Genomic DNA, 24,361 nt, shown 5'->3' with positions numbered 1-24,361 from the left:
CCCATCACTCGCCGGTCCTGGTGAGCCAGGTGTCCACTCTGACCCCGAACTCCTTGTCGAGGTACGTGGCAGCCTGCTTGCAGGACAGGGCGGCGCCTCCCGTACTACCGAACAGTCTGTCGTACGGCACGAGCTCGGCGAGTTCCGTGATGAGCGGGGCGACCTCGAAGGGGCCCTGGGTGTGTTCGTTGTTCCGCAACTGGGCGAGGACGTCGACCATGTCGTCGCTCTTCTCCTTCGCCTTCCAGAAGTCCTTGACCCCTTCGTCCTCCCACGGCGGAGGAACCAGCTTCTCCAGCCCCCGCATGAGGTCGGACTCGGGGGTGGACTCGAATATGGCGCTGGTGCAGAACGCGGCGGCCTTTCCGAGCGACTCCTCGGGGCGCTCCTGGGCGGAGGCGGACTCCTCCTGCTGGTCCTTCATCCGAGAGGTCTTCTCGTCCAGTTCCTTCGTGGCCTTTGAGCGCTCCTCCTGAGAGGTCCCGGGGTCGCTGATCTTCTTGAGCAGGCTACTGACCTGCTGTGTGATCTCCGCGAGCTCTTCTCGCTCCTTCGCCGGTGTCCTCCCATCCTGCATTATGTCCGCGGAGGAACTCACCGGCACCAGGGTGTTCGGAACGGCCTGCTGCCGGCCCGTGCTTTCAGATGCGTTCCGGCTTGCGTCCGACGGTCCGGCCTGTGACGTGTCCGCAGCGTAGGTCGTGTCCTTCACGATGCTGACCATCCGGTCCCGTACGCCCTGCGGCGTCTTCGGATCGCAGATCATCTCCAAAGTGGATGTGGTGCGTTTGACCACCAGGATGAGTGCGGACCGCTGTTCGGACGGGACCCGCGCGTCATTGACCACCTCGAGCGCCGAAGTCACCTGCTTCACGATCACGCTCAGCTCTTTCCGCAGCTCGGGAGGCGTACTCGGGTCATTGATGGCGGCCAGCGCGGTGGACAGATGCTCCGCGCTCTCGACGACTCCCTGCCTGTCCTGCGGCATCGTTTCCGGATTCTCGACCGTGCCGATGATGGCGATCAGTTTCTCCACGGCCGACCGGAGTTCTTCCGGGACTCGTTCCTTCTCCTCCTTCAGGGCCGTCGTCGCCTCGTCGACTTCCACCGTCTGCTCCGGCGGGGGGTCGGGCGTCTGCCCGTCCGTTTCACCGGGATCCGCCGGGGAGGTGTCGGGCGTCCCGTCCGACGTGGTGGGGGGAGAGGTCGAGGGCCCTTCCGGATCGGTCGGTGGGGAGTCCGGTGGTGGGGAGGGAGGCGTCGTGGTGGGTGGCGCCGGATCAGTCGGCGGATCAGGAGGGGGCGGTGGAGGATCCGTGGTCCGGGCCGGTGCTCCGGCGTGGCCCGCGTTCGGGCTCTGAGAGTCCGCCGCAGCAACCGTCAGACCTGCCGGGAACGCGAGCGCCGCAGCCAGAATCGATGCGTTGGCCGCGTCAAGGATGTGTCGCCGGGAAACTCTGGCCATGATGGTTCCATATGCTTGGCGCCGTGCTGTTCCGACCGTTGTGGTCTTCCCGTCAGCGGCGGTTCCAGGAAATCTGGAGCTGGAAGAATGCAGGGCCGATATGAGTCCACTCTTCACCCGTCCGGCGCACTCCGCAATGGGAACGGCCGCTGATCGCAGTCGCGGCTTTCACGGTTTGCTGCGGCCCCCGACCAGTCGCATCGTAGGAAGTGGGGAGGGCCTGCCGCACGGCCCCTTGTCGTCCGGCGTCTGCTTCCCCGTTCGGCCCGCCGTACCCCGATCATGCGCGGTGGGAAGAGGGAAGGTCGTCACCATGCCCCATCCATGGATGCCCCAGGCTTTCAGGGCCGACGTCGGGGACCACGCGCCGTGTGACCCCGAGTTCCCGGCAAGGGCGATCGCGCACATCACGGCGGACAGGGAAGCCACCGCCGAGGCTCCCCTGGACCTGGTCCCCTTCACCAACCTCAAGAGCTTCTTCACCGGCAGCGGCAAGGGCCAGGCTCCGCAGATCCTCTGGGACCCCTTCACCGGAGAGTTCGCCCAGTTCTTCCCCGCCACGTCCCGCAGCAAGGCCGTCTCCGACGCGGCCGGCGGCACTCGGACCAACCGGGCCGGCGCAGTCGTCATCCAGGTCGAGGCCTTGTTCTTCCCGCACTGCCGCGTGAACAACAAGGTGTTCGCCAGGCTGGTCGACACTCCCTGCAAAGGCTGGGAAGAACTCCACGCATGGATCAGCTCCTGGGACGTACCGGACGTCTGGCCCATGGGCCGTCCGACCTCCCTGTCCCGCAATACGTGTCCGGCCGACAAGTGGAGGGCGCAGGGCGGATGGTACGCCCACGCCCATGTCCCGGAGAACGACCATGTCGACCCCGGTTCCTGGCCCGCGTTCGGGCCACGGCCGACTGGCCCGCCCCTGGCCGAACCCCGGTTCGAGCCGTTCCCCGGTGCGTCGTTCTTCCAGACGGGACGTCGATCGCCGGTCATCGGGGAAATGCACAGCCGGCTCGTCGCCGAAGACTGCGACCGCTACACGTCCCACGCCGGTCCCGACGTGTGGGGACCGGGCGATGTGAGGTCGTTCGCCGCCTGGCAGCAGAAGCTCGGCTTGCAGGGCAGCGCTGCCGACGGCGTCCCCGGCAGGTTCAGCTGGGACAGACTCGAGGTCCCCAACGTCTGAGGCCGAGAGTCTGAGCCGAGAAGGGTCACGCCGTCAGGCCCGGCAGCCGGACGGGCTCCAGCCGTACCCGCTCCTGCCTGCCCAGGTAGCGCTCCAGCTCCGGCGGCCGGTAGCGCGTACTCCGGTCGTAGCGCTCCTTGGCGGGCATCGCCAGGAACTCGTTGCCGTCGGGCCGGCCGTCGTCGCCCACCGCCTCTTCGAGCGGCCGGTGCAGCGGATCGGCCAGTCGGTACATGCCCGTCCGTGAGTCATGCAGAACGCCTGAAGCGTCCGGCCGTACGCGGAAGTCGACGCTGTCCTGAGGGTGCATCTCCGGTGGTCCGTCCGTGCTCAGCGGGTGGGCGTCGAACTCCAGCCCGTGCCTGCGGGCTTGGTCGACCATCCACAGCAGGGCGATGTCGGACAGTCCCGTCTCCTTGTAGCCGCCACCGACGTCGGAGTGAACCCCGGCGAACCACACCTGTTTCAGCTCCTGGCCCTGCGCGGCGGAGCCGGCCTTCTGATGCCAGAGCGTCGGCCGGAACGCCGATCGCTGCTCGTCGGCGGCCAGCGCATGGAAGGCCGCTCTGACCCATGTGCTCAGTTCGGTGTTGTGGAACGCCCAGCGGCGGTTGAACCGGTTCGCCGCCGGCTGCAGCCACGGCGTGTCCGGAACCGGGATGCCCAGGGCGCCGACCGTGTCCCACACCCCGATGAACCTGATCTCCGTCTCGCGGGCGTACGAGCGGCGGAACAAGGTGGCGGCCGCGCCGTTCGGTTGCTCGATCCGGTCACGGTACAGAGCCCAGGCCTCCGGGATCCGGTCGGCGTGCTCCCGGCTCACGATGCCGCTGTTGCGTACCAGCCCCGCGAGACTGCGGGCGGTGAACGCGCCGCGGCTGAAGCCGAAGAGGAACAGTTCGTCGTCGGGCTCGTACGTCTCGACGAGGAACCGGTAGGCGTCCACGATGTTCCGGGACAGTCCCACACCGAACGCGCCGCCACGCAGGCGCTCCCGCCGGTGGGTACCGACACCGCTGTGGTAGTAGACGCGCTGCTCCGCCCCGGCACCGGAGCGTACGGCCAGGGCGACCTTGGCGACGTTGGTCTTGCTCGGCTGGTCCGCGAAGTTCCATGTGCCGTCGCAGCAGACAACCAGACGCTTGGCCATGTCCAACCCTCCTCGCGCGAGCGTGGAACGGCGCACAGCACCACTTCAAGGATCGCACCACCCGCCGCGCCGCGCCACGCGACAGCCACTGTGCGCGGAGTGCCTGGTCCGGGCTCGCCCGGTCGGGTGCTCAGTGGTGATGTTCCGCCCTCGGGCGCACCATGGAGACAAGAGGCGAGTGGCCTCGGACGGGGGCCTGCCTTCCCTTCCCTCGTATCGAGGGGGTTCTGTCATGGCTTCTCACGGCCGTCCTTCCGTCACGCTGACATCGTGGCAGGAGATGCGTCAACGTCACCGAGAGGGCCGCTTCGGCGGTGGTGGTCGCCCCGGGCGCCCCGGTGGTGGGGACCGTCCTGACCGTCCCCGTGGTGGAGGCCGACCGGACCGCCCTGAAGGCGGGGGTCGCCCTGATCATTCCGGCGGAGGTCGTCCTGACCATTCCGGCGGGGGCCGCCCTGATCATTCCGGCGGAGGTCGTCCTGACCATTCCGGTGGTGGTCGCCCCGACCGCCCCGGCGACGACGGTGCGGTGGGACCGTTCCGGGTCGTGCGCCCGGCGGACATGCTCGTGGTCGACATAGATCTGGTGAACCTCCGCTTCGACGGTCACCGCCTGGTGCGGCGGGAGCCGGCCGCGCCGACGCTGATCCTTGTCGGTTTGCCGCCCCAGCACGTTCTGGAGGAGGTCGCCCCGCAGCTGGACACGGTGACCACGTCACTGGCCTCCATGAAGGCCTTCACCTCCGGTGCGTCCCAGCTGGTCTTCTCGGTGCCGCCCGAGGTGGACAGCCTGGAACTGACCCTGTCCGCACTTCTCGACTGGGAGCGGCTGGTGCCGATCACCGTGCCGGTCGTCCAGCCGGGCACCGCTCCCACCGGACTCCCCGGAAGCGTCCTGGAGTTCCCCACCCGGCTGCTCCTCACCTATGACGAACCCGTCACCTGGGCATGCCCGTCGGCGCCCCTCAGCGCCGACGGCCGCACCGGGTTGTGGCACGCCCTGCTGAGCGGCGAACGAGGCGGCGAGGCACTGCTGCGAGCCCTGAGGAGGGTCGACGACCGGACGCCCGTTTCCATGCCGGTGCCGCTGAGCCCGGGGAACCTGGAGGACATGGTCACGCTCACCGGCCGGGCGGAGTTCATCGACGCCGCGGGCGCGCCCATCGTGCTGCCCAGCGCCCCGCTGCGTGCCGAGCAGTTCATCGCGACGCCCCTGGGCGCCTCCGCCCACCTGCACGGTGCCTGGGACGCCGTGTCGGAGGGCGTCGGCACGCGGCTCAAGGCGATCGACAAAAAAGTCCCTGATCTGGTGGCGTACGACCACATCACGGGTCTGGGACGTGACCAGTTCGTCAGAGTCGTCACCCGGGGCTTCCTCACCACCGGGCACCCGGCCCTCCTGGTCAGAGAGTTCAAACGACTGTTCGTCGCCCACAGGGACGACGGGATCGTGGCCTGCCTGCAGCGGGAGGACCGGATCGTCCTTCGCGAACCGGACGTGCACTACGGGGAAAGCACCGGCTTCGCGCATCAGGGACGCGAGATGCCCTTCCGGACGTTGCGTGTCACCGACCGGGTCACCCCGCCGATCAAGCCCGACTGGACCCGGAACGACAGCACAGGTCAGCCGGAGGCCCAGAGCGCGTTCTGGATCGAGCTCCAGGACGGCGATCGCGACCACCAGTTCACCGTTCTCGCCACCGATCACGAGGGGCGCAAGGTCAGCTTCACCACGCCGCTGGTGTTCGTGCCCGCCTCACTGGCAGACAACTGGGACGTCCTGGACGCCTGCTACTCGCAGAGCAAGACGAGCGTGAGGGACCGCCTCAACCGGTCGTTGGGCGGGCAGGTGATGACCATGGCCCAGCCACCGGCCGGCGCTCCCGGAAGCACCAGTCACGCGGTGGGCAAACTGGTCTTCGCGATGAAGCGGAAGACGGCCGGAGGCGAACATCCGCTGGCCGGCACGCTCGTCGTGTCCGCCGCCGAAGTGCGGGTCCCCGCCCTCGAACAGTTCACCCCGCAGGGGGGAGACGTAGCCGTCGTGTTCAACGACACCTACCGTGACCGCGGCATGGCGGCGCATCCGGCAGGTGCCTACCTCGACCTGGAGAAGGCGATCGGCCTCGAATTCGCAGCTGAGAGCGTGGGCGGAGTCGCCCGGCCCAACGCCGCGGTCAAGGTGATCACCAGTCAGGCGGGTGTCGTACCGCCCGTGTTCGGAGCCGAGTCCGCCGGAGAGATCGGCCCGGCATCCATCGACGACATCAGGAAGGCCTTCGGCACCGCCAAGCTGCTCGGCTTCATCGACCTGGGCAAACTGGTGGCGCCCGTCTCCGGGCAGGATCTGGGCCGCCTGAAGCAGCTCGGGGACAACGAGATCCAGGCCATGCTGGACGATCCGGGCGGTGTGATCCCCGCCCCCGTGCTGCGCGTTCGCGACCTCGCGGACGGGGCGGGCAAGGAACTGCGCTATGTGTGGAAGACCGGACTGACCCCACCGGGTCCAGGACAGGACGATGAGAAGTTCCTCCTGGACGTGAAGGACACGGTGCTGACCCTGGACGCGCGGACGACCGTCTCGAAGGAAGCCGGGCAGAAAACGTCGATAGAGGGCCGACTGCGCGATGTCGCGCTGGAGATCGCCGACGTCGCCCGTGTCGAGATCGCCGACCTGAGGTTCAAGGCCGCCCCCGGCAACAAGCCGGAAGTGTCCGCGTCCGGCCTGGAACTGAAGTTCCTGGGGGACCTCCGGTTCGTCGACACACTGCGCAGCGCCCTGCCCGCCGACGTCTTCGGTTCCGGCGCGTTCGTGGACGTCCAGCCCACCGGCATCAGTACGGGGTACGCGCTGGCTCTTCCGGCCATCGGAGTCGGCGTCTTCTCGCTGGCGAACGTCTCCTTGAAGATGGAACTGACCATCCCCTTCGTGGCCGACAAGGCCGTCTCCTTCCGCTTCTCCGTCTCCGAGCGGCAGCGTCCCTTCAACGTCACCGTCTCCCTGTTCGGCGGCGGTGGGTACTTCTCCCTGCTGGTCGACGCGGAGAAGGGAATCAGGGAAGCCGAGGGCGCCATCGAGTTCGGCGGGAGCGCGGCGCTGAACCTGGGTGTGGCGAGCGGCGGAGTGACGATCATGGCGGGTGTCCGCTTCGAAGTCAGGGACAAGACCGTGAAGGTCGGCGGCTACTTGCGCTGCAACGGCTTCCTGACCGTGCTGGGCATCGTCACCGTTTCCGTCGAGTTCTATCTGGAGCTCATGTACGAGAAGCACGGCAACGAGTCGGTGGTCCGGGGCAGGGGAACCCTCAAAGTGAGCGTCAAGATCGCCTTCTTCAGTAAATCCGTGACCCTCGAACTCGAGCGGAGCTTCTCCGGTGCGCCGGGCGATCCCGCCTTCGTCGACTGCTTCGACAAGGAGACGCACTGGGAGGACTACTGCCTGAGCTTCGACGGCGATCCGTAGACCGGGCGGGATGTGACCATGAAGTTGGAACAGAGAGTGATCTGGACCGTACTCCCGGCGGGACTGTCGGCAGACGGCACCCAGGCCAAGGTCTCGGTCTTCGTAGCTCCCCAGCTCGGAGTCCCCGACCCGGCTTTGGCGACCGAGCCGCCGCAGGAGCAGGAGCGCGGCACGCTGGAGCCGTTCCGTGACTTCCTCACCTGGCCCGACAGAGTCAAGGCCGCGGACTTCGAGTTCGGGCACGGAGACGGCGCCTCGCCCTCTTTCAGTGGCCGGGTGCGACCGTCCGGACCGGCACCTGACACCGACCTCTGGAAGAAGCTCTTCGGTGAGAACACCCCGCTGGACCCGTACGTCTTCGAGAGCATGACCCAGCAGGCCGAATCGGCCCGCACCTACTCGGCCAAGCGGGTGAGCGGCGCGACGCGGATGGCTTACGGGGCGGTGGCCAGGGACTTTCCCGAAGAGCCCCCCGAGATGCGCTCCGTCATGCAGGGGATGATGAACACCCCGGGACGCGGGCTCGCCGCCCAGGCCTCCGCCATGCGCCAGGGCCTCGACGAACTGGAGGGTTTCCACCATCCGCCGGCCCAGAACGCCCCGACGCTCGCGAGCGGAGAGGAACAGCAGGCTCCGCCACCGACGAAGCTGGAGCCGGACTTCCACCAGATGCTCACCTCACTCGGCGACCATCCGGCGCTCCTGAGACGGCTCGGGCTGATCCTGGACTTCCTCCTGCCCGCCGACCGCGTCCCCGTCTCCTCGGGCGAACTCCTCATGAGCGTGGTCCCGCACTGGGAGCCCGAGATCGGGCGGCCGAACTCACACGACCTGCCCCCGCGCACCCGTTACGTCTTCCTCCCCGACCGGAAGCTGTTCGTCTCCGCGCCCCGGGCGTTCGAGGCCGACCCGCTGGGCTCACCGGCGCTCGGTCTGGTGGCGCTGCCCGAGGGGGACTTCTCCCTCGAGCAGGCCGACATCGACGGCGCCGGACTGAAGCTGGCGGACCTCGCCCGGAATCCGTCCGAGCCCGGCGGCGCGGCACCGGATCCGACCACGCGGTCCCCGGAGACCAAGGGGCTGGCTCCGGTCCGTACCCAGGGGATCTCCTTGGTCAGGGACGACCGCAAAGGGATCCTCACGGCCGACTTCGCGCAAGCGGCCCGGACCAACGAGGCGGCCGACGCCGCGCTGAAGGCGAAGAAGCAGGCCGAGGAGGACGGACAGGGACCGAACCGGCCTGACTCGCCGATGATGCCCGATCTCTGTGCCGAGGACCTGGTCCGCGGTCACCGGATGGACGTCTGGGACGACATCCGCGCACGCTGGTCCTCGTTGCACGCACGCACGGTCGAGTACCGCTCCCCGGGAGGCGGGGAACCGCTCCTCACGGCTTCCGACGAAGGCTTCTTCCAGGTCAACCTGGCGGCGCCGCCGGCCGACGCCGACAACAACGTCCTGTACGTTCCTGAACGGATCATGACCTGGGAAGGCTGGTCCCTGTCCGCGCCCCGTCCCGGACGGGTCCTCGGCATCGGAGAAGGGGCGCCCGACGAGGTCGTCGAACCCGCCAACGAGGCGCAGACCTCGCTTCCGCTGCACATCGACGTCGGAGTGCGGAAGGGCTCGCTGCCCCGCCTGAGGTTCGGTCGTGGATACCGGATACGACTGCGCACCGTCGACCTGGCGGGCAACGGCCTCACCTTGAGCGAAGCCGATGCTCTGGTGGACCGGGACGACGACGGCGACTGGGCCCTGCCGGGGCACGGGCCACTCGTCTTCCGCAGGTTCGAATCCGTACCGGCTCCTGCCGTGGTACCCAGGGCGCCCCTCGACGAAGGTGCCTCGGTGGCCCGGTTGGTCGTCCGGAGCACTCCGGGCAGCCGGCCGGGCCCGGCCGACGGCGCGGCCCCCGACACGGGGCCGCGGACCGTCGTACTGGCCGACGTGCAGCCCGGCAGGACGAACGACGACGTACGTCTCGTCCAGCAGGCCCTGATCGCCCGCGGCCACTCCGTCCCCGCCGGGGCGACGGGGCACTTCGGCTCCCAGACCGGAGAGGCCTACGCCGCCGAACAGCGCGAACAAGGCTTCCGCGGACGGGAAGCCGACGGCACCCCCGGCTGTCGGACCCTCACCGAACTCGGCCGCAAGAGCGGCTTCGCCGTCGACTGCGACGCTGCCCCCGGCACCCCTGGCACGGCGGACGAAACCCCCCGGGACACGGAACCGGCCCGGACCGCGGAACAGTACGCCGCCGACCTCAACAGCTCTCCGCTGGTGACGACGGGGGAGCACGCGCCCTTCAGGGGGGTCGACGAACGGCACCTGGTGGCGCCGAAGGCCTCACTGCAGTGCGTCGAGCGGCACGGGCTGCTCGACGGGGCCATCGGTTCGGGGGACCGCGCGGCCAGGGAGGCCGGCTACGAACTGGCAGCCCGCGAGAACGGCTCGCTCAACGACCCGGACCAGCCGGACGTGGAGGTGAAACCGATCGACTCGCTCGCCGCGGACCCGGCTCACCCCGCGGCGACCGCCCGCTACAAGGGGGAACAGATCGAACTGCCCTACCTCCGCGAGCCGCTGGCCACCGGTGCTCTGCTGCTCGACCTGCCGGGCATGGGGGAGGGCGAGCCGTTCGAGGTCCCGTGGGGAGGCAGCGACTGGCACCGGCCCCGCTCGTTCCGGCTGAGGCTGGCGGAGGGGAACGCCCCGCCCCACTTCGACGAGTCGTCACGCGTGCTGACGGTCTCGCTCCCCAAGGCCCGAGTGGCCACCGTGCGGGTGTGTTCCGCGATCCCGTTCGACGAGACGCTGATGGGCCTGGCCTCCTGGTGCAGGGAGCAGCCCGGCCGACAGGTGACATCGGAAGACGCCCCGGAGGAACAGGAGACGGCGGCACAGCGGGACCAGGAGGAGCGGGAGCGGGCATCCACCGCGTTGGAACGGGCCGCCGCCGGGCGTCACTGGATGTTCACGCCAGGGCAGGAACTCACCCTCGTGCACGCGGTACAGCGGCCGCTGAAGCAGCCCGTCCTGGACCTGCGCCCCTCGGCGGACCGCCCCGCGGGCGCCACGGCCGAGCACCTCGTCGGCGCGATAAGGCTGGACCAAGGAAGCACCGACCGCGTCGAACTCGTCGCGAAGTGGACGGAAGTGGTCGACGAAGGGGAAGAGGGCCGCACCGAGCGCCCGATGACCACGCCGGTATTCGACCTCCTCACGGCGAGGCTGCCCTCGAACGACGAGGACGGTCCCGAACCGGCCGTCCTCGAGGGCGGCACCCTGACCTTCAGCACCCGGACCGCCGAGGAGCCGGCCAGGACGGAACCGGATGAAGCGGCAAGGGCGAGACCGGTGAAACACGAGTTCGGCGACACCAGACACCGTAGGGTGCTCTATCACCCGGTGGCCGGATCCAAGTTCGGCGACTACTTCCCGTCCCAGCTCGCCGAGCACGACGCGAGCGCGCTGACCGTGAAGGGCGAGGCCGTCGAGCACTCGATACCCAGCAGCGCCAGGCCCACCGTACCCAGGCTGCTGTACTGCGTACCCACGCTGTCTCTCGAGACCGTCGAGGGCCCACCCGGGACCGTCGTCCGGCGCCGCCACGGCGGCGGCATCCGCGTGTTCCTGCAGCGCCCCTGGTTCTCCTCCGGAGACGGCGAACTCCTCGGCGTGGTACTCGGGCAGGTACCGGTCGGCACACCGGCCACCGACGCCCCGGGCGTGACGCTGATGGGCCGTGACCCCGTTCACCGCTCCGCGGAGGTCGTCGCCCCGACCGCGTCGACGTTCACCAACGCGGTGCGGCAGGCCGAGAGACTCGTCCCCGCGACGCCCGCCGGGTCGCCCACCGTCACCGTCGTGGGCTTCGCACCGCAGTTCGACCGGAAGGGGAACCGCTGGTTCTGCGACCTGGACCTGGACACCGGGATCACCTGCATGCCGTTCGTGCGGCTGGCCCTGGTCCGCTTCCAACCGGACTCGATCCCGGGAGCGGAGATCTCACCGGTCGTGGTCACCGACCTGGTACGGCCCCTGGCCGACCGTGAACTGCGGGTGAAGCTGGACGACGTGCCGACCGTCAGCGTCACCGGCCCGTCCTACGACCCGAGCGACTCCCCGCCGCCCCGGATCACGGCCACGGTGCAACGCCGCAGGGACGGCGTTGCCGACGATGACCTGGCCTGGGCGACGCTCGACGACACGACCGTGACACTGACCTCGATCGACGCGGTGTCCACCAGGACCCCGTCCTACATCGGCCAGGTCCCACTGCCCCCGGGAGAGCGGCGGGACCGGCTGCGCCTGCTGGTCATGGAGACCGACGGCATACCGTCCGACGCGGCCACCCCGCCCACCACGCCGGGGCCGGTGGTGTACTGCGACACCGTTCCCCTGGACGGAGACCACCACCGCCGTTCCGGCCACGACCACGGTGACGACGACCGTCGTGACGACCACCGTCGTGACGACGACCGTCGTGACGATGACCGCCGTGACGACGACCGCCGTGACCATGGTCACGGCGGTGGTGGTGGTCACGACGGTCGTGGTGGTGGTCACCGCGGCGACCACCACCACGACCGTCGGCGCTGACTCGGCGTTCGGTGTGCTCCGGGGGAGAAACAGACCGAACGCCGTCTTCCGCCTAGGTGCGGTCACCCTTCGGCTTGCCCCGCTGGTCCGGGGTACCGTGCGGCGGCGGGGAGAACGGCTGCGGGGAGGTCGCGGGCGACACGGGGGAGCCCTTGCGGCCCTGCCCCTGCTCCGGGCGTACCGCGCCCGGGTCGCCGGAGGACGGCTCCGCGCCGGACCGCAACTGCTCGAGCCGGGCCCCCAACAGCTCCGTGGCGTGGAGACGGTCGGCGTGCGACCGTTCGTACGCCAGCAGCTCCTCCACCTCGTCCGCGCCCAGCGACCGGATACGGCTCTCCAGTCCGCCGATCGGCAGATGGTCGTAGTCGGGCAACGGCAGGGTGTTGCGAGCGGGGTCGGCCATGGTTCTCACATCCCTCTGTACGACATTCTCGGAAGGTCAGCGTGCGCCCGGTCCGCCGCTGCCGAACGAGCCACTGCTGCCCTCGTCCCAGCGGGGCCGCTCCTGCCCGGAGGCGGTGCGGCTGCCCTGGTGCCCGAGGTCGTGCGGCAGCGTCCGGTCGTCGGTCTTGGGCATCTCGTCGGGTTCCCGCCGCTCCCGCGTCTCACGGACGGGCCCCTCGTCGGGCATACGGGGCTGCTCCTGTGGACGCGGCGGCGGCGGCTCCCGGCGCTTTTGCCGACTGCCGAAGGCGAACGCGCCGATCAGCAGGGCCACGACCACGACGGCCGCCACGATCAGGCCGATACCGAGTGCGCCGGAGCCCGCGGCCAGCTCCATCCATGCGTTGGTCATGCGGCGCGGGTACCCCCGGTCCACGCCACCAACCAGCTCAGCCCGACCGGGATGCTCGCGTCTGCGAACGGTTGGCCTTCCGGATCGCCGTGAGCAGATCCGCCTTCGACATCCGCGACCGGCCCTCGACGCCCAACCGCTTCGCCACCCCGTAGAGGTGCTCCTTCGAGGCCTTCTCGTCGACACCCTCGCCGCTGTGCCCGCCCTGTCCGCGGGGCCGCCCGGACCGCGGGTCGGAGGGGCCCTTGCGGCCACCCTCCTTGCGCTCCCAGTGGTCACCGACCTTCTCGTACTTGTGCTTCAGCGCCCCGTACGCCACCCGGTGGGCCCGCTCGCCCTCGCCGTACTCCTCCACGGCCGAGTCGTGGGCCTTGATCCAGGTGCGCTGGGCCTCCCGTGGGGAACGCTCCAGGGTCGACGGCAGTTCCTGTCGTCCCGGCATGTCGTGCACCTCCGTACGTCGTCCACATCATCGCTGCCACCAGCTTCGGCAGGGCCCACGGGTGCCCTGCGGCCGACCCGGAAAACAGGCCGCGGCCCTTGGGAACACCGGGCCCGGCGGTTTGGCGCCGTCCGCAGCGGCAACCCGCGCCATGTGACATCGACGACGACTTCCCAGCAGGAACTGTTCCGCTTCCTCGAGGACCGCTTCGCTTGTGCACAGGCGTGCACCGAGTGCGCACGGGCGTGCGCGCTGCGGGCGAGCCTCGTGGACCCGGACGGGACCGAGAACCAGGAACTCGTACGACGCAAGGGCGTCATGTGCGCGGAGGTCTGCGACGCGACCTGCCGGGTGCTGTCCGAACAGAACCAGGTGGACGAGTCCGCGATCCGCGTCCAGCTGGAATGGTGCCGGCAGGTGTGCCTGGAGAGCGCGCACGTCTTCGACGAGCACCCGGGCGCCGAGGAGAGCGCCGAGGCCTGCCGAGCCTGCGCACGGGCCTGCGGAGAGTTCCTCGCCACCCTGCGCTGAGGAGGAGCCCCGGGGCTGCCGCCGACCCGCGCACGCGCGCCGTCGTGACGGCGGGTGGCACTCCTGTCGTACAGCTCACTACCGCCGTACGCGCACGAGTTCTACGGCAGACCGGCCCCCGCGCCCTCCACCGTCACCCGAGGGCCGCGCGCCACCGGCACCCGCCGCGTGGGATTCCCGCACGTCCGCGTCGGCGGCCGCCGCCCAAACACGTCCCGCGGGCCACGGCACGGCTCCGGCCGGCCGCGCGCCCGGCACCATACAAACTCGGAGCATAAACCGCCATACTGGACCGGCCAGGGGAGGGCGGGGCGGACTGCTACGGGGGCGGGCAGCGAGATGGGGGACAGCACGCTGATCCAGGGCCGGTACCGGCTGCTGGAGCGAATCGGTCGCGGCGGCATGGGCGAGGTGTGGCGGGCGAAGGACGAGTCTCTGGGCCGTCGCGTCGCCGTCAAGTGCCTCAAACCACTGGGCACGCAGCACGACCACTCCTTCACCCGCGTCCTGCGGGAGAGATTCCGGCGCGAGGCCAGGGTGGCCGCCGCGCTCCAGCACCGCGGGGTGACCGTCGTCCACGACTTCGGCGAGTGGGACGGCGTGCTCTTCCTCGTCATGGAGCTGCTGGAGGGCCGCGACCTGAGCCGGCTCCTGGAGGACAACAAGCACCACCCACTACCGGTCCCCGACGTCGTCGACATCGCGGAACAGGTCGCCTCCGCGCTCGCCTACACCCACGAACAGGGCATCGTGCACCGCGACCTGAAGCCCGCGAACATCGTCCGGCTCGCCGACGGCACCGTGAAGATCTGCGACTTCGGCATCGCCCGGCTCGGCCACGACGTCGGGTTCACCGCCCGCCTGACCGGCACCGGCATCGCCCTGGGCACCCCGCACTACATGTCGCCGGAGCAGATCGGCGGCGACGAGGTCGACCGGCGCAGCGACCTGTACTCGCTGGGCTGCGTGCTCTACGAGATCGCCACCGGAGTCCCGCCCTTCGACCTCGACGACGCCTGGGCGATCCTCATGGGTCACCGCGACACCGATCCCGAACCGCCCCGCAGCCACCGCGCCGAACTGCCCGGCTACCTGGACCGGATCATCCTCGACCTGCTGGCCAAACGGCCCGACCAGCGACCCGACGACGCCCGGGAACTGGGCCGCAGGATCACCGCCGGCCGCACGGTACCGGCGTACGCGCCGGCCATGGTGGCGCCCCGGACCCGGACGCCCCAGCCGGTCGGAGGGGGCCGGTCCGCGCTGCCGTCCTGGACCCGCGGCATGACCACCGGCCACAAGGCGACCGGCACCGGCCTGCGCTCCACACCCCCGGACCCCGCCGCCGGGCTGTCCGGCGAGTGGATCCCGCGGCCCGCCGGCGAGGCCGCCGCGCCCGCCCTCGACGAGCGCCCCGGCCCACGGCCCGAGGCGGTCGCCGCGCTGGCCGGGCGGCACAACGCGGGCCTCACCCTGGGCCGGCTCGGCCGCTGGGAGGAGGCGGGTGAGGTGCACCGCGCGGTGGCCGACGAGCGCGAGCGCCTGCTCGGCGCCGACCACCCCGACACGCTCGCCAGCCGCTACGAAGTCGCCTTCACCCTCAGCCGCACGGGGCACGCCGGCGACGCCCTGCGCGCGTACAAACACGTCGCCGAGGCCAGGATCCGCGTGCTGGGCGCCGACCACGCCGACACGCTCGCCGTCCGCCAGGAGATGGCGTACGCCCTCGGCCGGCTGGGCCGGCACGCCGACGCCCACCAGGTCTACGCGTCGGTCCTCGCGGCCCGTGAGCGCGTCATGGGCGCCGACCACCCCGACACCCTGCGCTGCCGGCACAACCTCGCCTTCAACCTCGGCCGGCTCGGCCGGCCCGAGGACGCCCACCGCATGGCCCGCGACGTGGCCGCCGCCCGCGCCCGCGTGCTCGGCCCCGACCACCCCGACACGCTGGTCACCCGCTACGAGGTGGCCTACGAACTCGGCCGGCTGGGCCGCTGGCAGGAGGCCCTCGCGACGTACCGGGAGGTCGCGGGGGCCCGCGAGCGGGCGCTCGGCCCCGACCATCCCGACACCCTCGCCGCCCGCTACGAGATAGGCATCAGCCTCGGCCGCCTCGGCCGCAGCGCCGAAGCGCTGACGCTCTACGAGGAGCTGATCGACGACCGCACCCGCGCGCAGGGCCCCGAACACGCCGAGACCCTCCGCGCCCGGCACGGCCTGGGTGTCAACCTCGGCAGGCTCGGCCGCTGGGAGGAGGCACTCGCCGAGTCCCGGGACGTGTGCGCGATCCGCGAACGCGTCCTCGGCCCGGACCACCAGGACACCCTCGTCAGCCGCCGCGAGGTCGCCGTCGGCCTGGGCTGGCTGGGCCGCTGGTCCGCCGCCCTCACCGAGTACCGCCGGGTCGCCGCCGCCCGCGAACGCCTCCTGGGCCCCGACCACCCCGACACCCTCGCCGCCCGCGACGACGAGGCCCACTGCCTCGAACAACTGGGCCGCGGCGCCGAGGCCGCGGAGCTGTACCGCCGGGTGGCGGTACAGCGCGGGGCGGGGGCGCGCTGAGCCGGGCCGGGGGACGGCGGCCGTACGCGCGCCACGCCGGGTCGGCCGGCCACCGGCCCCGCCGCACCTCTGGCCGCCTCCCGCGGGCCCGTGTTACCAAGAGCCATGACGCCGCCCGCCACGTCCCGAGCATCCCGCACCTATGACGCCGTCATCGTCGGGGGCGGACACAACGGCCTGGTCGCCGCCGCCTACCTGGCCCGGGCCGGCCGCTCCGTACTGGTGCTGGAACGGCTGGACCACACCGGAGGCGCTGCCGTCTCCACGCGGCCGTTCGCCGGGGTCGACGCACGGCTGTCGCGGTACTCGTACCTGGTCAGCCTGTTGCCGAAGAAGATCGTGCGGGACCTGGACCTGGACTTCCGGGTGCGCGGGCGCACCGTCTCCTCGTACACGCCCGTCGAACGGGGCGGCAGGCCCACCGGGCTCCTCGTCGGCGGGGGCGAGCGGCGGACGCGGGAGTCGTTCGCCCGGCTCACCGGCTCGGAGCGGGAGTACGCGGCCTGGCAGCGCTTCTACGCCATGACCGGCCACGTCGCCCAGCGGGTCTTCCCGACCCTCACCGAGCCGCTGCCCACCCGGGACGAGCTGCACCGCAGGGTCGACGACGAGGATGCCTGGCGGGCCCTGTTCGAGGAGCCGATCGGTGTCGCCATCGAGGAGCACTTCGCGGACGACCTGGTACGGGGAGTGGCCCTCACCGACGCCCTGATCGGCACCTTCGCCGACGCCCACGATCCCTCCCTGAGCCAGAACCGCTGCTTCCTCTACCACGTGATCGGCGGCGGCACCGGCGCCTGGGACGTGCCGGTCGGCGGCATGGGCGCCCTCACCGACGCGCTGGCCGGCGCGGCGCGCGCGGCGGGCGCCGTGCTCGCCACCGGACACGAGGCGGTACGGATCGACACGGACGGGCGAGCGGCCGAGGTCACCTACCGCTCGGCCGACGGCGAAGGTGTCGCCGCCGCACACCACGTCCTGGTGAACGCCTCCCCGCGGGAACTGGCGGCGCTCACGGGGCAGGCACCGCCGCCGCCCGCCGAGGGCGCCCAGCTCAAGGTCAACATGCTGCTGACGCGGCTGCCGGCGCTGCGCGACCCCGCGGCCGACCCGCGTGAGGCCTTCGCCGGGACCTTCCACATCGCGGAGGGCTACGAGCAGCTGGCCACCGCGCACGCCCGGGCCGCGGCCGGCGAACTGCCCGATGCTCCGCCCTCCGAGATCTACTGCCACTCGCTGACCGACCCCACGATCCTCGGCCCGGACCTCGCCGCGAGGGGCATGCACACGCTCACCCTGTTCGGCCTCCACACGCCCGCCCGTCTCTTCGCCCGGGACAACGACGCCGTCCGCGAGGAACTGCTGAAGGCGACCCTCGCGCAGCTCGACGCCCACCTGGCCGAGCCGCTCGCGGACTGCGTGGCGACCGACGCCGACGGACGGCCCTGCGTCGAGGCCAGATCGCCGCTCGACCTGGAACGCGACCTGCGCCTGCCCGGCGGCCACATCTTCCACCGCGACCTGACCTGGCCTCACGCCCGGGTGGGCACCGGCCGCTGGGGGGGTGGAGACCGGGCAGGCGAACGTACTGCTGTGCGGCGCGGGCGCGGTGCGCGGGGGAGGTGTCAGCGGGGTGCCGGGGCACAACGCGGCGATGGCGGTGCTGGAACGGACGGTGGACTGACGGCGCATGCGTCGGACGGGGCTGGGTACCGCGACATAACGGAAATTCCGTACCTGTCACCAGCACGACAAGGAGCCTGCCATGGCGGACCTCAGCCCCATCGACCTGCAGAAGGCCCTCAGCGGCATGGACTACCCGGCCGACAAGAAGTCGCTCGTCGACTGCGCCCGCAAGAACAAGGCCGACGACAAGGTCGTGAGCCGTCTCGACGGTCTCAAGGAGAACAGCTTCGACGGGCCGAACGAGGTGCAGAAAGCCGTCTTCAACGGCTAGCGCGCACCACGGGCGCACGACCGCCTAGTCGGCCGACGCCGTCCACCCCACCGCCTCGATCCGCGCCGCGTCCGCGGGGCGCGCGTCGTGGAACAGGACGTCGCCGGCCGCCTCGGCGCGCAGCCCGTCGACGTACGCCCCGCGTCCCACGTACAGCCGGTCGGTCGTGTACCGCCAGCGCAGCGTGAGCCCTCGGGCGGCCGGGAGGCCGGCGCTCAGCCGGTGCCAGGCGCGGCCCGACCAGCCGGTGACCGAGCCCGCCGGATGCTCCCGGGGCGTCTCACCGCGGCGCGTGGTGGTGAACGGGACGGGCTGCCAACCGGCCCCGCCGTCGGTCGTCGCCTCCAGGACGAGGGTGTCCGGCCCCGGTTCGGTGTCCCACCACAGCGCGCAGCGCAGCCGTGCCCCTCCGGCCGATGTGTCCAGCGCGGGCAGGGTGAGCGTGGCCGTCGAGGACCCCGCCGTCCCGGAGAACCACGCCGTACGCCCGTGCGCGGGACGCACCGGTACGGCCCGCGCCATGTGGGTACCGGCCGCGACTCTGGGAGCCGACCCCGAGCGCCAGCCGCGCACGGGGTGCACCGAGTTGCCCAGCACCACCAGGAACGAGTCGGTCGTCGGGTCGAGCACCAGCGACGTACCGGTGAAACCGGTGTGTCCGGCCGTGCGCGGCGTGGCCATGGCGCCCATGTACCAGTGCTGGTACAGCTCGAAGCCGAGGCCGTGCTCGTCCCCCGGGAAGCCGGTGTTGAAGTCCGTGAACATCAGCTCCACCGACTCCGGCCGCAGGATGCGCGCCCGGCCGTAGGTGCCGCCGTTGAGCAGCGTACGGCCGAGTACCGCCAGGTCCCACGCGCAGGAGAACACCCCCGCGTGGCCGGCGACGCCGCCGAGGCTGAAGGCGTTCTCGTCGTGCACCTCGCCCCACACCAGTCCCCGGTCGAGGCCGGACCAGGGCTGTCGGGCGTCCTCCGTGGCCGCGATCCGCGGTCTCCAGGAGGCGGGCGGGTTGTAGCGGGTGCGGGTGAGACCGAGCGGGGCGGTGATCTCGTCGCGCAGCAGGACGTCCAGGGCCCGGCCCGTGATCTTCTCCAGCACCAGCTGGAGCGAGATCATGTTCAGGTCCGAGTAGAGGTACGCCGTGCCGGGCGCACTCACCGGCTCCTGGTCGTAGACGAGCCGGACCTTCTCCTCGTACGTGGGAGCGCTGTACAGCGGGATCCACGCCCGGAAGCCGGAGGTGTGCGTCAGCAGCTGCCGGACCGTCACGTCCTGCTTGCCGGCCCGCCCGAAGCCAGGCAGGTACGAGGCGACCGGCGCCTCCAGCTCCAGCGCGCCCCGTTCCAGCTGTTGCACGGCCAGGATCGAGGTGAACAGCTTGGAGATCGACGCGAGGTCGAACACCGTGTCCTCGGCCATGGCGATCTGCTGCCCGGGCGGGAACTCGACGCCGGTGTCGGTCTCCTCGTCGTAGGCCCGGTAGCGCACCGCCATGCCGATCGGCTCGTGCAGCGCCACCGTGCCGCCCCGGCCGGCGAGCAGCACGGCGCCCGCGTACCAAGGGTGCTCGGGCGAGGGGCCGAGAAACGTTTCGGCGTCCGTCACGAGCTGGCGCAGATGGCCGGACAGCAACCCTGCGCGCTCGGCGGAGCCGTGTCGCAGGGTGGGGCGGCGGCCCTTGTCCGCGGCGGCCTCGGCCGGTCCGGCCGCGAACGGGGCGATGGCCAGGGCACCGCCCAGGGCCAGTGCGCCGGCGCCCATTTGACGCCGTGTGAATCCGCTCGTCGCCTGTCCGGCCATCGAAGAGCCTCCCGCCACCGAAGCTGAAAGTATCTTTCCTGGATCGCCGTGCGGAGTGAAACTTTCCTGTCAGTGACGGGTCGTGTCAATGGGGCGTACGGAGTCGAGCCGCCGGACCCGCCCGGCAGGCGGCCGGGCGGGTCGCGGTGCGGTGCGTTGCCGCGCGGCTCAGCGTTCGCGCACCCGGACCACCCGGAGGTCGGGCGACGTCCGGATGTCGCGTTCGCAGAACCGGGACGTCACCCACCTCTCGCCCGAGAACAGCCGGGTCTGGTCGGCGTAGTGCCGCGAGGCGGGGTTGGAGGACTGGGAGTAGGTCAGGAGCGTACGTGCCACCGGGCACCGGCTCCCGTCCCAGCCCACGGCCTGGATGTAGCTGGAGCCGGTGGTCACCTCGGTGTAGCCGCCGCCGGCCGGGTCCCACACGGGCTCGATCTTGTTCCAGACGCCCAGCGACTCCGTGCCGCCGCCCACCGGGACGCGCTCGCCGCCGCGCACCACGAACTGGCCCTCACCGAGCGGCGCGTCCAGCGCGATGCCCGCCGCCCGCAGTTCGGCCACCGTGTCCGCGAGGGCGGTGGCGAAGCCCGCTGCGTCGGTGTTCAGGGTGTTCGGGGTGGTCACCGGGTCCGCGGGCGAGAACGGCACCTTCCACAACTGCCCCGCCGGTACGGCCCTGGTGAGCCCGCGCCAGAACCGGTCGAAGAGCAGCGCGCCCCGGCTGCCGGTGTCGACGGTGCGGTCCCAGCCGGCGAGTACACCGCAGGCCTCGCGGACGTCGACGGTGTTCCCGTCGCTGTCCGTCGCGGTGCCGTCCGGCAGGGCGGCGCAGGCGCGCGCCGCGTCGGCCGCGACCAGGTCGCCGGCGGGCGCGCGGTTGGCGAACTGCTGCCGTTGCAGGTCCCGCACGGTCAGCCCGCCCCGGTCCGCCATCGCCGCCACGTCCTCGATCGCGCCCCGCGTCCGCAGCGACCGCTGGGTACCGACCGTGCCGAAGACCCGCTCGTAGCCGGTCAGCGGCCGGTCCGCGTTGGCCAGCCACGCGCTGTCGTTGGAGTTCTCCGCGTACGGCGCGTCCTCCAGCGTCGGCATCCGCGCCGGACCGAGGATCCCCGGCTGTACGGCGTCCCGGTCCCGGCCCAGTGCGCAGTCACCGCGCGAGCCGTCCAGGACCGCGAGTCCCGAGGACGGGTAGGTGGCCTTGCCGAGCGGCGTGGAACAGCGCTCGGCCAGCTCGTCGGTGATGCGGGGAAGCACCTGTGACTGGCTGAACAGCGTGTGACCGGACGAGTCGGCGGCGATCGTGTTCACCCACGGCAGTCCCTGCGTACGGCGCAGCGAGTCCAGTACGTCGTCCGTGCCACGGGCCCGGCTGAAGCCGAGCGCGGTGTCGGAGGAACGCAGGTTGCCGGCGTTCGGATCGTTCAGCGCGTACGCCGTCGTCGCGGTCCACGGCAGGGGCACCGAGGCGCCGAGCGACGTCACCACCGGGCCGTACCGCGTCCACCACTGGGTCTTGGTCACCGGAGCACCGTCTCGCACCGGCACGGTGACGGATCGTTTCGTCATGTGCTCGCGCCTGCCGTCCACCAGGTAGGCCGTCGGGTCGGCCGGATCCAGCGTCAGCTGGTGGAGGTTGAGGGTGACGCCGGTGGCGACGGTGTGGCTCCAGGCGACGTGCGCGTTGTGGCCTATGGACACCGTCGCGGAGCCGAGCAGCGAACCGCCCGCGACGTCGAGCCGTCCCGGGATCGTCTGCTGCGACTGCCAGAAGCGGCGCCCGCCGTGCCACGGGTAGTGCGGGTTGCCGAGCAGCAGCCCACGGCCGTTCGCGGTGGTGCGCCCGCCGAAGGCGACGGCGTTGGAGCCCATGTCGGCGTTGTCGGCGGCGAAGAGCTCCCGGGAGGCACGTGCGACCGCGTCGGCTCCCGCCTGCCCTCCCGGGGCCGCCGCGGTGCTCCCGCCCGGCGGCTGCGCGGCCGTGATGCCGTCCACCGCCCGTCCCTGCCCGCCGAGCACGGACAGGGCGAAGCCGCGCACGGCCACGTCCAGCGAGGTGACCGGCCGCACCCAGGCGGCGCCCCGGCACGCCGGGTCGGTGATCCGGTTCTGCTCCAGCCAGGCGTTGTAGCCCGCCGCGAAGCCCCGCATCAGCTCCTTCGCGTCCCGGCTGGGACCGCGCGGCGCCGGCTCGGCGAGCAGCCTCTCCACCGTGCCCGACCGGCGCACCCCCCGGAAGTACAGGTCGCTGGAGAGGTTCGTGGCGGCCGACGAGAGCGAGAGGTCGGACACCGCGTCGGCGCCGAAGTGACGGGAGCGTTCGCCGCGCACGGTCGTGAAACCGTCGGCCAGTGCGCACACCTGGTCCTCGGCCTGGGCCCAGCCCGTGCCGAAGCCGAGGTTCGCGTAGTCCTGGGCGACGATGTGCGGGATGCCGTATTCGGTGTAGCGGATGACGGCGGACAGCCCGCCGTGGGACGGACGTTCGTGCCGGTCACCGGACCGTTCGGCCGCCGCGGCCGGCAGCGTGGTCGCGGCGGTGAGCAGGGCGACGGCCGTGACGACGAGCCGTCTCGGGCGTATGCGCATCGTGCCTCCCGACGTCTTCGGAGGAAGGGGCGGCTGAGCGTACCAGTCGGTATGTGCACGTGTCAGTGGCATGACACGAGATGCCTCCGGTGCGGCACGCACACGTCTTGACCCGCCCCGCCCACCGGCCGAGGATCAGGCCATGACGCTGACGCCCGGACACGGCAGCACGGTCGACGGGGTGCTGCGGCGCAGTGCCCGGCGCACTCCGGCGCGCACCGCGGTGGAGTACCGCGACCGCACCTGGACCTACGACGAACTCGACACCGCCGTCTCCCGCGCGGCGAGCGTCCTGCGGGAACAGGGTCTGACCCCGGGGGACCGGGTCGGCGCCTACGGGCACAACTCCGACGCCTACCTGATCGCCTTTCTGGCCTGCGCCCGCGCCGGCCTGGTGCACGTCCCGGTCAACCAGAACCTGACCGGCGACGACCTCGCCTACATCGTCGGCCAGTCCGGCAGCACGCTGGTCCTCGCCGACCCCGACCTCGCCGGACGGCTCCCCGACGGCGTCCGCACCCTGCCCCTGCGCGACGCCGACGACTCGCTGCTCGCCCGGCTGGCCACGGCACCCGCGTACGACGGTCCCGAGCCGGGCGGCGAGGACCTGGTGCAACTGCTCTACACCTCGGGCACCACCGCCATGCCCAAGGGCGCGATGATGACCCACCGGGCGCTGGTGCACGAGTACCTGAGCGCCATCACCGCCCTGGACCTCGGCGCGGGCGACCGGCCCGTGCACGCGCTGCCCCTCTACCACTCGGCGCAGATGCATGTGTTCCTGCTGCCCTACCTCGCGATCGGCGCGACGAACATCGTCCTCGACGCGCCCGACGGCGACCGGCTCTTCGACCTGATCGAGACCGGCCGCGTGGACAGCCTTTTCGCGCCGCCGACCGTGTGGATCGGCCTCGCGAACCGCGCCGACTTCGCCACCCGCGACCTCGGCGGCCTGCGCAAGGCCTACTACGGGGCGTCGATCATGCCCGTGCCCGTCCTGGAGCGACTGCGCGAACGCCTCCCGCACCTCGCCTTCCACAACTGCTTCGGGCAGAGCGAGATCGGCCCCCTCGCCACCGTCCTGGGCCCGGACGAGCACGAGGGCCGGATGGACTCCTGCGGCCGGCCCGTGCTGTTCGTCGACGCGCGGGTCGTCGACGAGGACGGCAAGGACGTGCCCGACGGCACCCCCGGCGAAGTCGTCTACCGCTCCCCGCAGCTGTGCGACGGCTACTGGGACAAGCCCGAGGAGACCGAAGCGGCCTTCCGCGACGGCTGGTTCCACTCCGGCGACCTCGCCGTGCGGGACGCGGACGGCTACTTCACGATCGTCGACCGGGTGAAGGACGTCATCAACTCCGGCGGCGTACTGGTCGCCTCCCGCCAGGTCGAGGACGCCCTGTACACCCACGAGGCCGTCGCCGAGGCCGCCGTGATCGGCCTGCCCGACGAGCGGTGGATCGAGGCCGTCACGGCGGTCGTCGTCCCGCGCGGCGAGGTCACGGAGGAGGAACTGATCGCCCACGCCCGCGAGCGGCTCACCGCGTTCAAGGCACCCAAGCGGGTCCGCTTCGTGGACGCGCTGCCGCGCAACGCCAGCGGCAAGATCCTCAAGCGGGAACTGCGGGACCGGTTCGCCGGTCCGTGACGGGCGGCGTCCGGCCCCCTGGCCGGTATCCGTACGGTGTGCCGCCGGGTTCCTCCCGCGATGCTGAGGCCACCGGGGACCACCGGCGCGTGCGACGCGCGGGAACCACGGCGCCGATCTTCCGAAAGGCACCCGCCACGTGGCCTGTCGGCGGTCGGACCCGGTCGCTAGGC

Annotated in this window: 15 protein-coding genes and 1 pseudogene; 9 read left to right on the top strand and 7 right to left on the bottom strand. The window is 71.4% G+C overall.

The genetic code is table 11. The features are described 5' to 3' along the window. Positions 1-4 precede the first annotated feature (4 nt). Complete coding sequence (locus ACH4F2_RS23890; protein ID WP_398134759.1) at positions 5-1,108, bottom strand: hypothetical protein; 1,104 nt, start codon at positions 1,106-1,108, stop codon at positions 5-7. 685 nt (positions 1,109-1,793) lie between these two features. On the opposite strand from ACH4F2_RS23890, the gene ACH4F2_RS23885 reads away from it, so the two are divergent. Next, complete coding sequence (locus ACH4F2_RS23885) at positions 1,794-2,648, top strand: peptidoglycan-binding protein (RefSeq protein ID WP_398134758.1); 855 nt, start codon at positions 1,794-1,796, stop codon at positions 2,646-2,648. A 25-nt stretch (positions 2,649-2,673) separates the two neighbouring features. Here ACH4F2_RS23885 and ACH4F2_RS23880 read toward each other — a convergent pair whose 3' ends face one another. Further along, positions 2,674-3,798, bottom strand: coding sequence for a DUF2235 domain-containing protein (locus tag ACH4F2_RS23880; RefSeq protein WP_398134757.1), 1,125 nt, complete (start codon positions 3,796-3,798; stop codon positions 2,674-2,676). A gap of 314 nt (positions 3,799-4,112) precedes the next feature. On the opposite strand from ACH4F2_RS23880, the gene ACH4F2_RS23875 reads away from it, so the two are divergent. The 3 genes from ACH4F2_RS23875 to ACH4F2_RS23865 are packed head-to-tail and all read left to right on the top strand — an operon-like array spanning position 4,113 to position 11,863. Beyond that, a complete protein-coding gene (locus ACH4F2_RS23875) occupies positions 4,113-4,379 on the top strand; it encodes a hypothetical protein (protein WP_398134756.1) in 267 nt (88 codons plus the stop codon). Continuing rightward, positions 4,346-7,261 carry a hypothetical protein gene (locus ACH4F2_RS23870; protein ID WP_398134755.1) on the top strand — a complete coding sequence of 972 codons (2,916 nt, stop codon included), beginning with the start codon at positions 4,346-4,348 and terminating at the stop codon, positions 7,259-7,261. Before ACH4F2_RS23875 ends, ACH4F2_RS23870 begins: the two co-directional genes overlap by 34 nt. Positions 7,262-7,279: 18 nt before the next feature. Continuing rightward, on the top strand, positions 7,280-11,863 hold the full coding sequence (locus ACH4F2_RS23865) for a peptidoglycan-binding protein (RefSeq protein WP_398134754.1): 4,584 nt from the start codon (positions 7,280-7,282) through the stop codon (positions 11,861-11,863). Positions 11,864-11,915: 52 nt separating this feature from the next. Here the strand turns inward: ACH4F2_RS23865 and ACH4F2_RS23860 are convergent, their stop codons facing one another. The 3 genes from ACH4F2_RS23860 to ACH4F2_RS23850 are packed head-to-tail and all read right to left on the bottom strand — an operon-like array spanning position 11,916 to position 13,101. Then, positions 11,916-12,266, bottom strand: coding sequence for a hypothetical protein (locus ACH4F2_RS23860; protein ID WP_398134753.1), 351 nt, complete (start codon positions 12,264-12,266; stop codon positions 11,916-11,918). 36 nt (positions 12,267-12,302) lie between these two features. Next, complete coding sequence (locus ACH4F2_RS23855) at positions 12,303-12,659, bottom strand: DUF6479 family protein (protein WP_398134752.1); 357 nt, start codon at positions 12,657-12,659, stop codon at positions 12,303-12,305. Between the two features lie 37 nt (positions 12,660-12,696). Continuing rightward, positions 12,697-13,101: a ChaB family protein gene (locus ACH4F2_RS23850; RefSeq protein WP_398134751.1), complete on the bottom strand. Its 405-nt coding sequence runs from the start codon at positions 13,099-13,101 to the stop codon at positions 12,697-12,699. Positions 13,102-13,254: 153 nt separating this feature from the next. On the opposite strand from ACH4F2_RS23850, the gene ACH4F2_RS23845 reads away from it, so the two are divergent. The 4 genes and pseudogenes from ACH4F2_RS23845 (at position 13,255) to ACH4F2_RS23830 (ending at position 18,151) form a co-directional block, all read left to right on the top strand. Continuing rightward, a complete protein-coding gene (locus tag ACH4F2_RS23845) occupies positions 13,255-13,632 on the top strand; it encodes a four-helix bundle copper-binding protein (RefSeq protein ID WP_398134750.1) in 378 nt (125 codons plus the stop codon). A gap of 339 nt (positions 13,633-13,971) precedes the next feature. Continuing rightward, positions 13,972-16,194, top strand: coding sequence for a tetratricopeptide repeat protein (locus tag ACH4F2_RS23840; protein WP_398134749.1), 2,223 nt, complete (start codon positions 13,972-13,974; stop codon positions 16,192-16,194). Between the two features lie 105 nt (positions 16,195-16,299). Then, positions 16,300-17,878, top strand: a pseudogene (locus ACH4F2_RS23835) (phytoene desaturase family protein). An 81-nt stretch (positions 17,879-17,959) separates the two neighbouring features. After that, a complete protein-coding gene (locus ACH4F2_RS23830; protein ID WP_055420399.1) occupies positions 17,960-18,151 on the top strand; it encodes a DUF2795 domain-containing protein in 192 nt (63 codons plus the stop codon). A gap of 24 nt (positions 18,152-18,175) precedes the next feature. On the opposite strand, the gene ACH4F2_RS23825 is transcribed toward ACH4F2_RS23830, so the two are convergent. Continuing rightward, a complete protein-coding gene (locus tag ACH4F2_RS23825; RefSeq protein ID WP_398134748.1) occupies positions 18,176-19,951 on the bottom strand; it encodes a serine hydrolase in 1,776 nt (591 codons plus the stop codon). 168 nt (positions 19,952-20,119) lie between these two features. After that, positions 20,120-22,540, bottom strand: coding sequence for a penicillin acylase family protein (locus tag ACH4F2_RS23820; RefSeq protein ID WP_398134747.1), 2,421 nt, complete (start codon positions 22,538-22,540; stop codon positions 20,120-20,122). 142 nt (positions 22,541-22,682) lie between these two features. On the opposite strand from ACH4F2_RS23820, the gene ACH4F2_RS23815 reads away from it, so the two are divergent. Then, on the top strand, positions 22,683-24,188 hold the full coding sequence (locus tag ACH4F2_RS23815; RefSeq protein ID WP_398134746.1) for an acyl-CoA synthetase: 1,506 nt from the start codon (positions 22,683-22,685) through the stop codon (positions 24,186-24,188). The last annotated feature ends 173 nt before the right edge of the window (positions 24,189-24,361 follow it).

The sequence above is a fragment of the Streptomyces sp. NPDC017890 genome (assembly GCF_044328675.1).
In the GTDB taxonomy this organism is placed as follows: domain Bacteria; phylum Actinomycetota; class Actinomycetes; order Streptomycetales; family Streptomycetaceae; genus Streptomyces.
The sequence above is the reverse complement of the archived record's forward strand: the minus strand, read 5'-3'. Positions and strand labels throughout refer to the sequence as shown.

Bases quoted from the DNA above. Each gene is read 5' to 3' on its own strand.
- ACH4F2_RS23830 (WP_055420399.1), top strand. From the start codon at position 17,960: ATGGCGGACCTCAGCCCCATCGACCTGCAGAAGGCCCTCAGCGGCATG.
- ACH4F2_RS23880 (WP_398134757.1), bottom strand. From the start codon at position 3,798: ATGGCCAAGCGTCTGGTTGTCTGCTGCGACGGCACATGGAACTTCGCG.
- ACH4F2_RS23850 (WP_398134751.1), bottom strand. From the start codon at position 13,101: ATGCCGGGACGACAGGAACTGCCGTCGACCCTGGAGCGTTCCCCACGG.
- ACH4F2_RS23840 (WP_398134749.1), top strand. From the start codon at position 13,972: ATGGGGGACAGCACGCTGATCCAGGGCCGGTACCGGCTGCTGGAGCGA.
- ACH4F2_RS23855 (WP_398134752.1), bottom strand. From the start codon at position 12,659: ATGACCAACGCATGGATGGAGCTGGCCGCGGGCTCCGGCGCACTCGGT.
- ACH4F2_RS23860 (WP_398134753.1), bottom strand. From the start codon at position 12,266: ATGGCCGACCCCGCTCGCAACACCCTGCCGTTGCCCGACTACGACCAT.
- ACH4F2_RS23885 (WP_398134758.1), top strand. From the start codon at position 1,794: ATGCCCCAGGCTTTCAGGGCCGACGTCGGGGACCACGCGCCGTGTGAC.
- ACH4F2_RS23865 (WP_398134754.1), top strand. From the start codon at position 7,280: ATGAAGTTGGAACAGAGAGTGATCTGGACCGTACTCCCGGCGGGACTG.
- ACH4F2_RS23815 (WP_398134746.1), top strand. From the start codon at position 22,683: ATGACGCTGACGCCCGGACACGGCAGCACGGTCGACGGGGTGCTGCGG.
- ACH4F2_RS23820 (WP_398134747.1), bottom strand. From the start codon at position 22,540: ATGCGCATACGCCCGAGACGGCTCGTCGTCACGGCCGTCGCCCTGCTC.
- ACH4F2_RS23825 (WP_398134748.1), bottom strand. From the start codon at position 19,951: ATGGCCGGACAGGCGACGAGCGGATTCACACGGCGTCAAATGGGCGCC.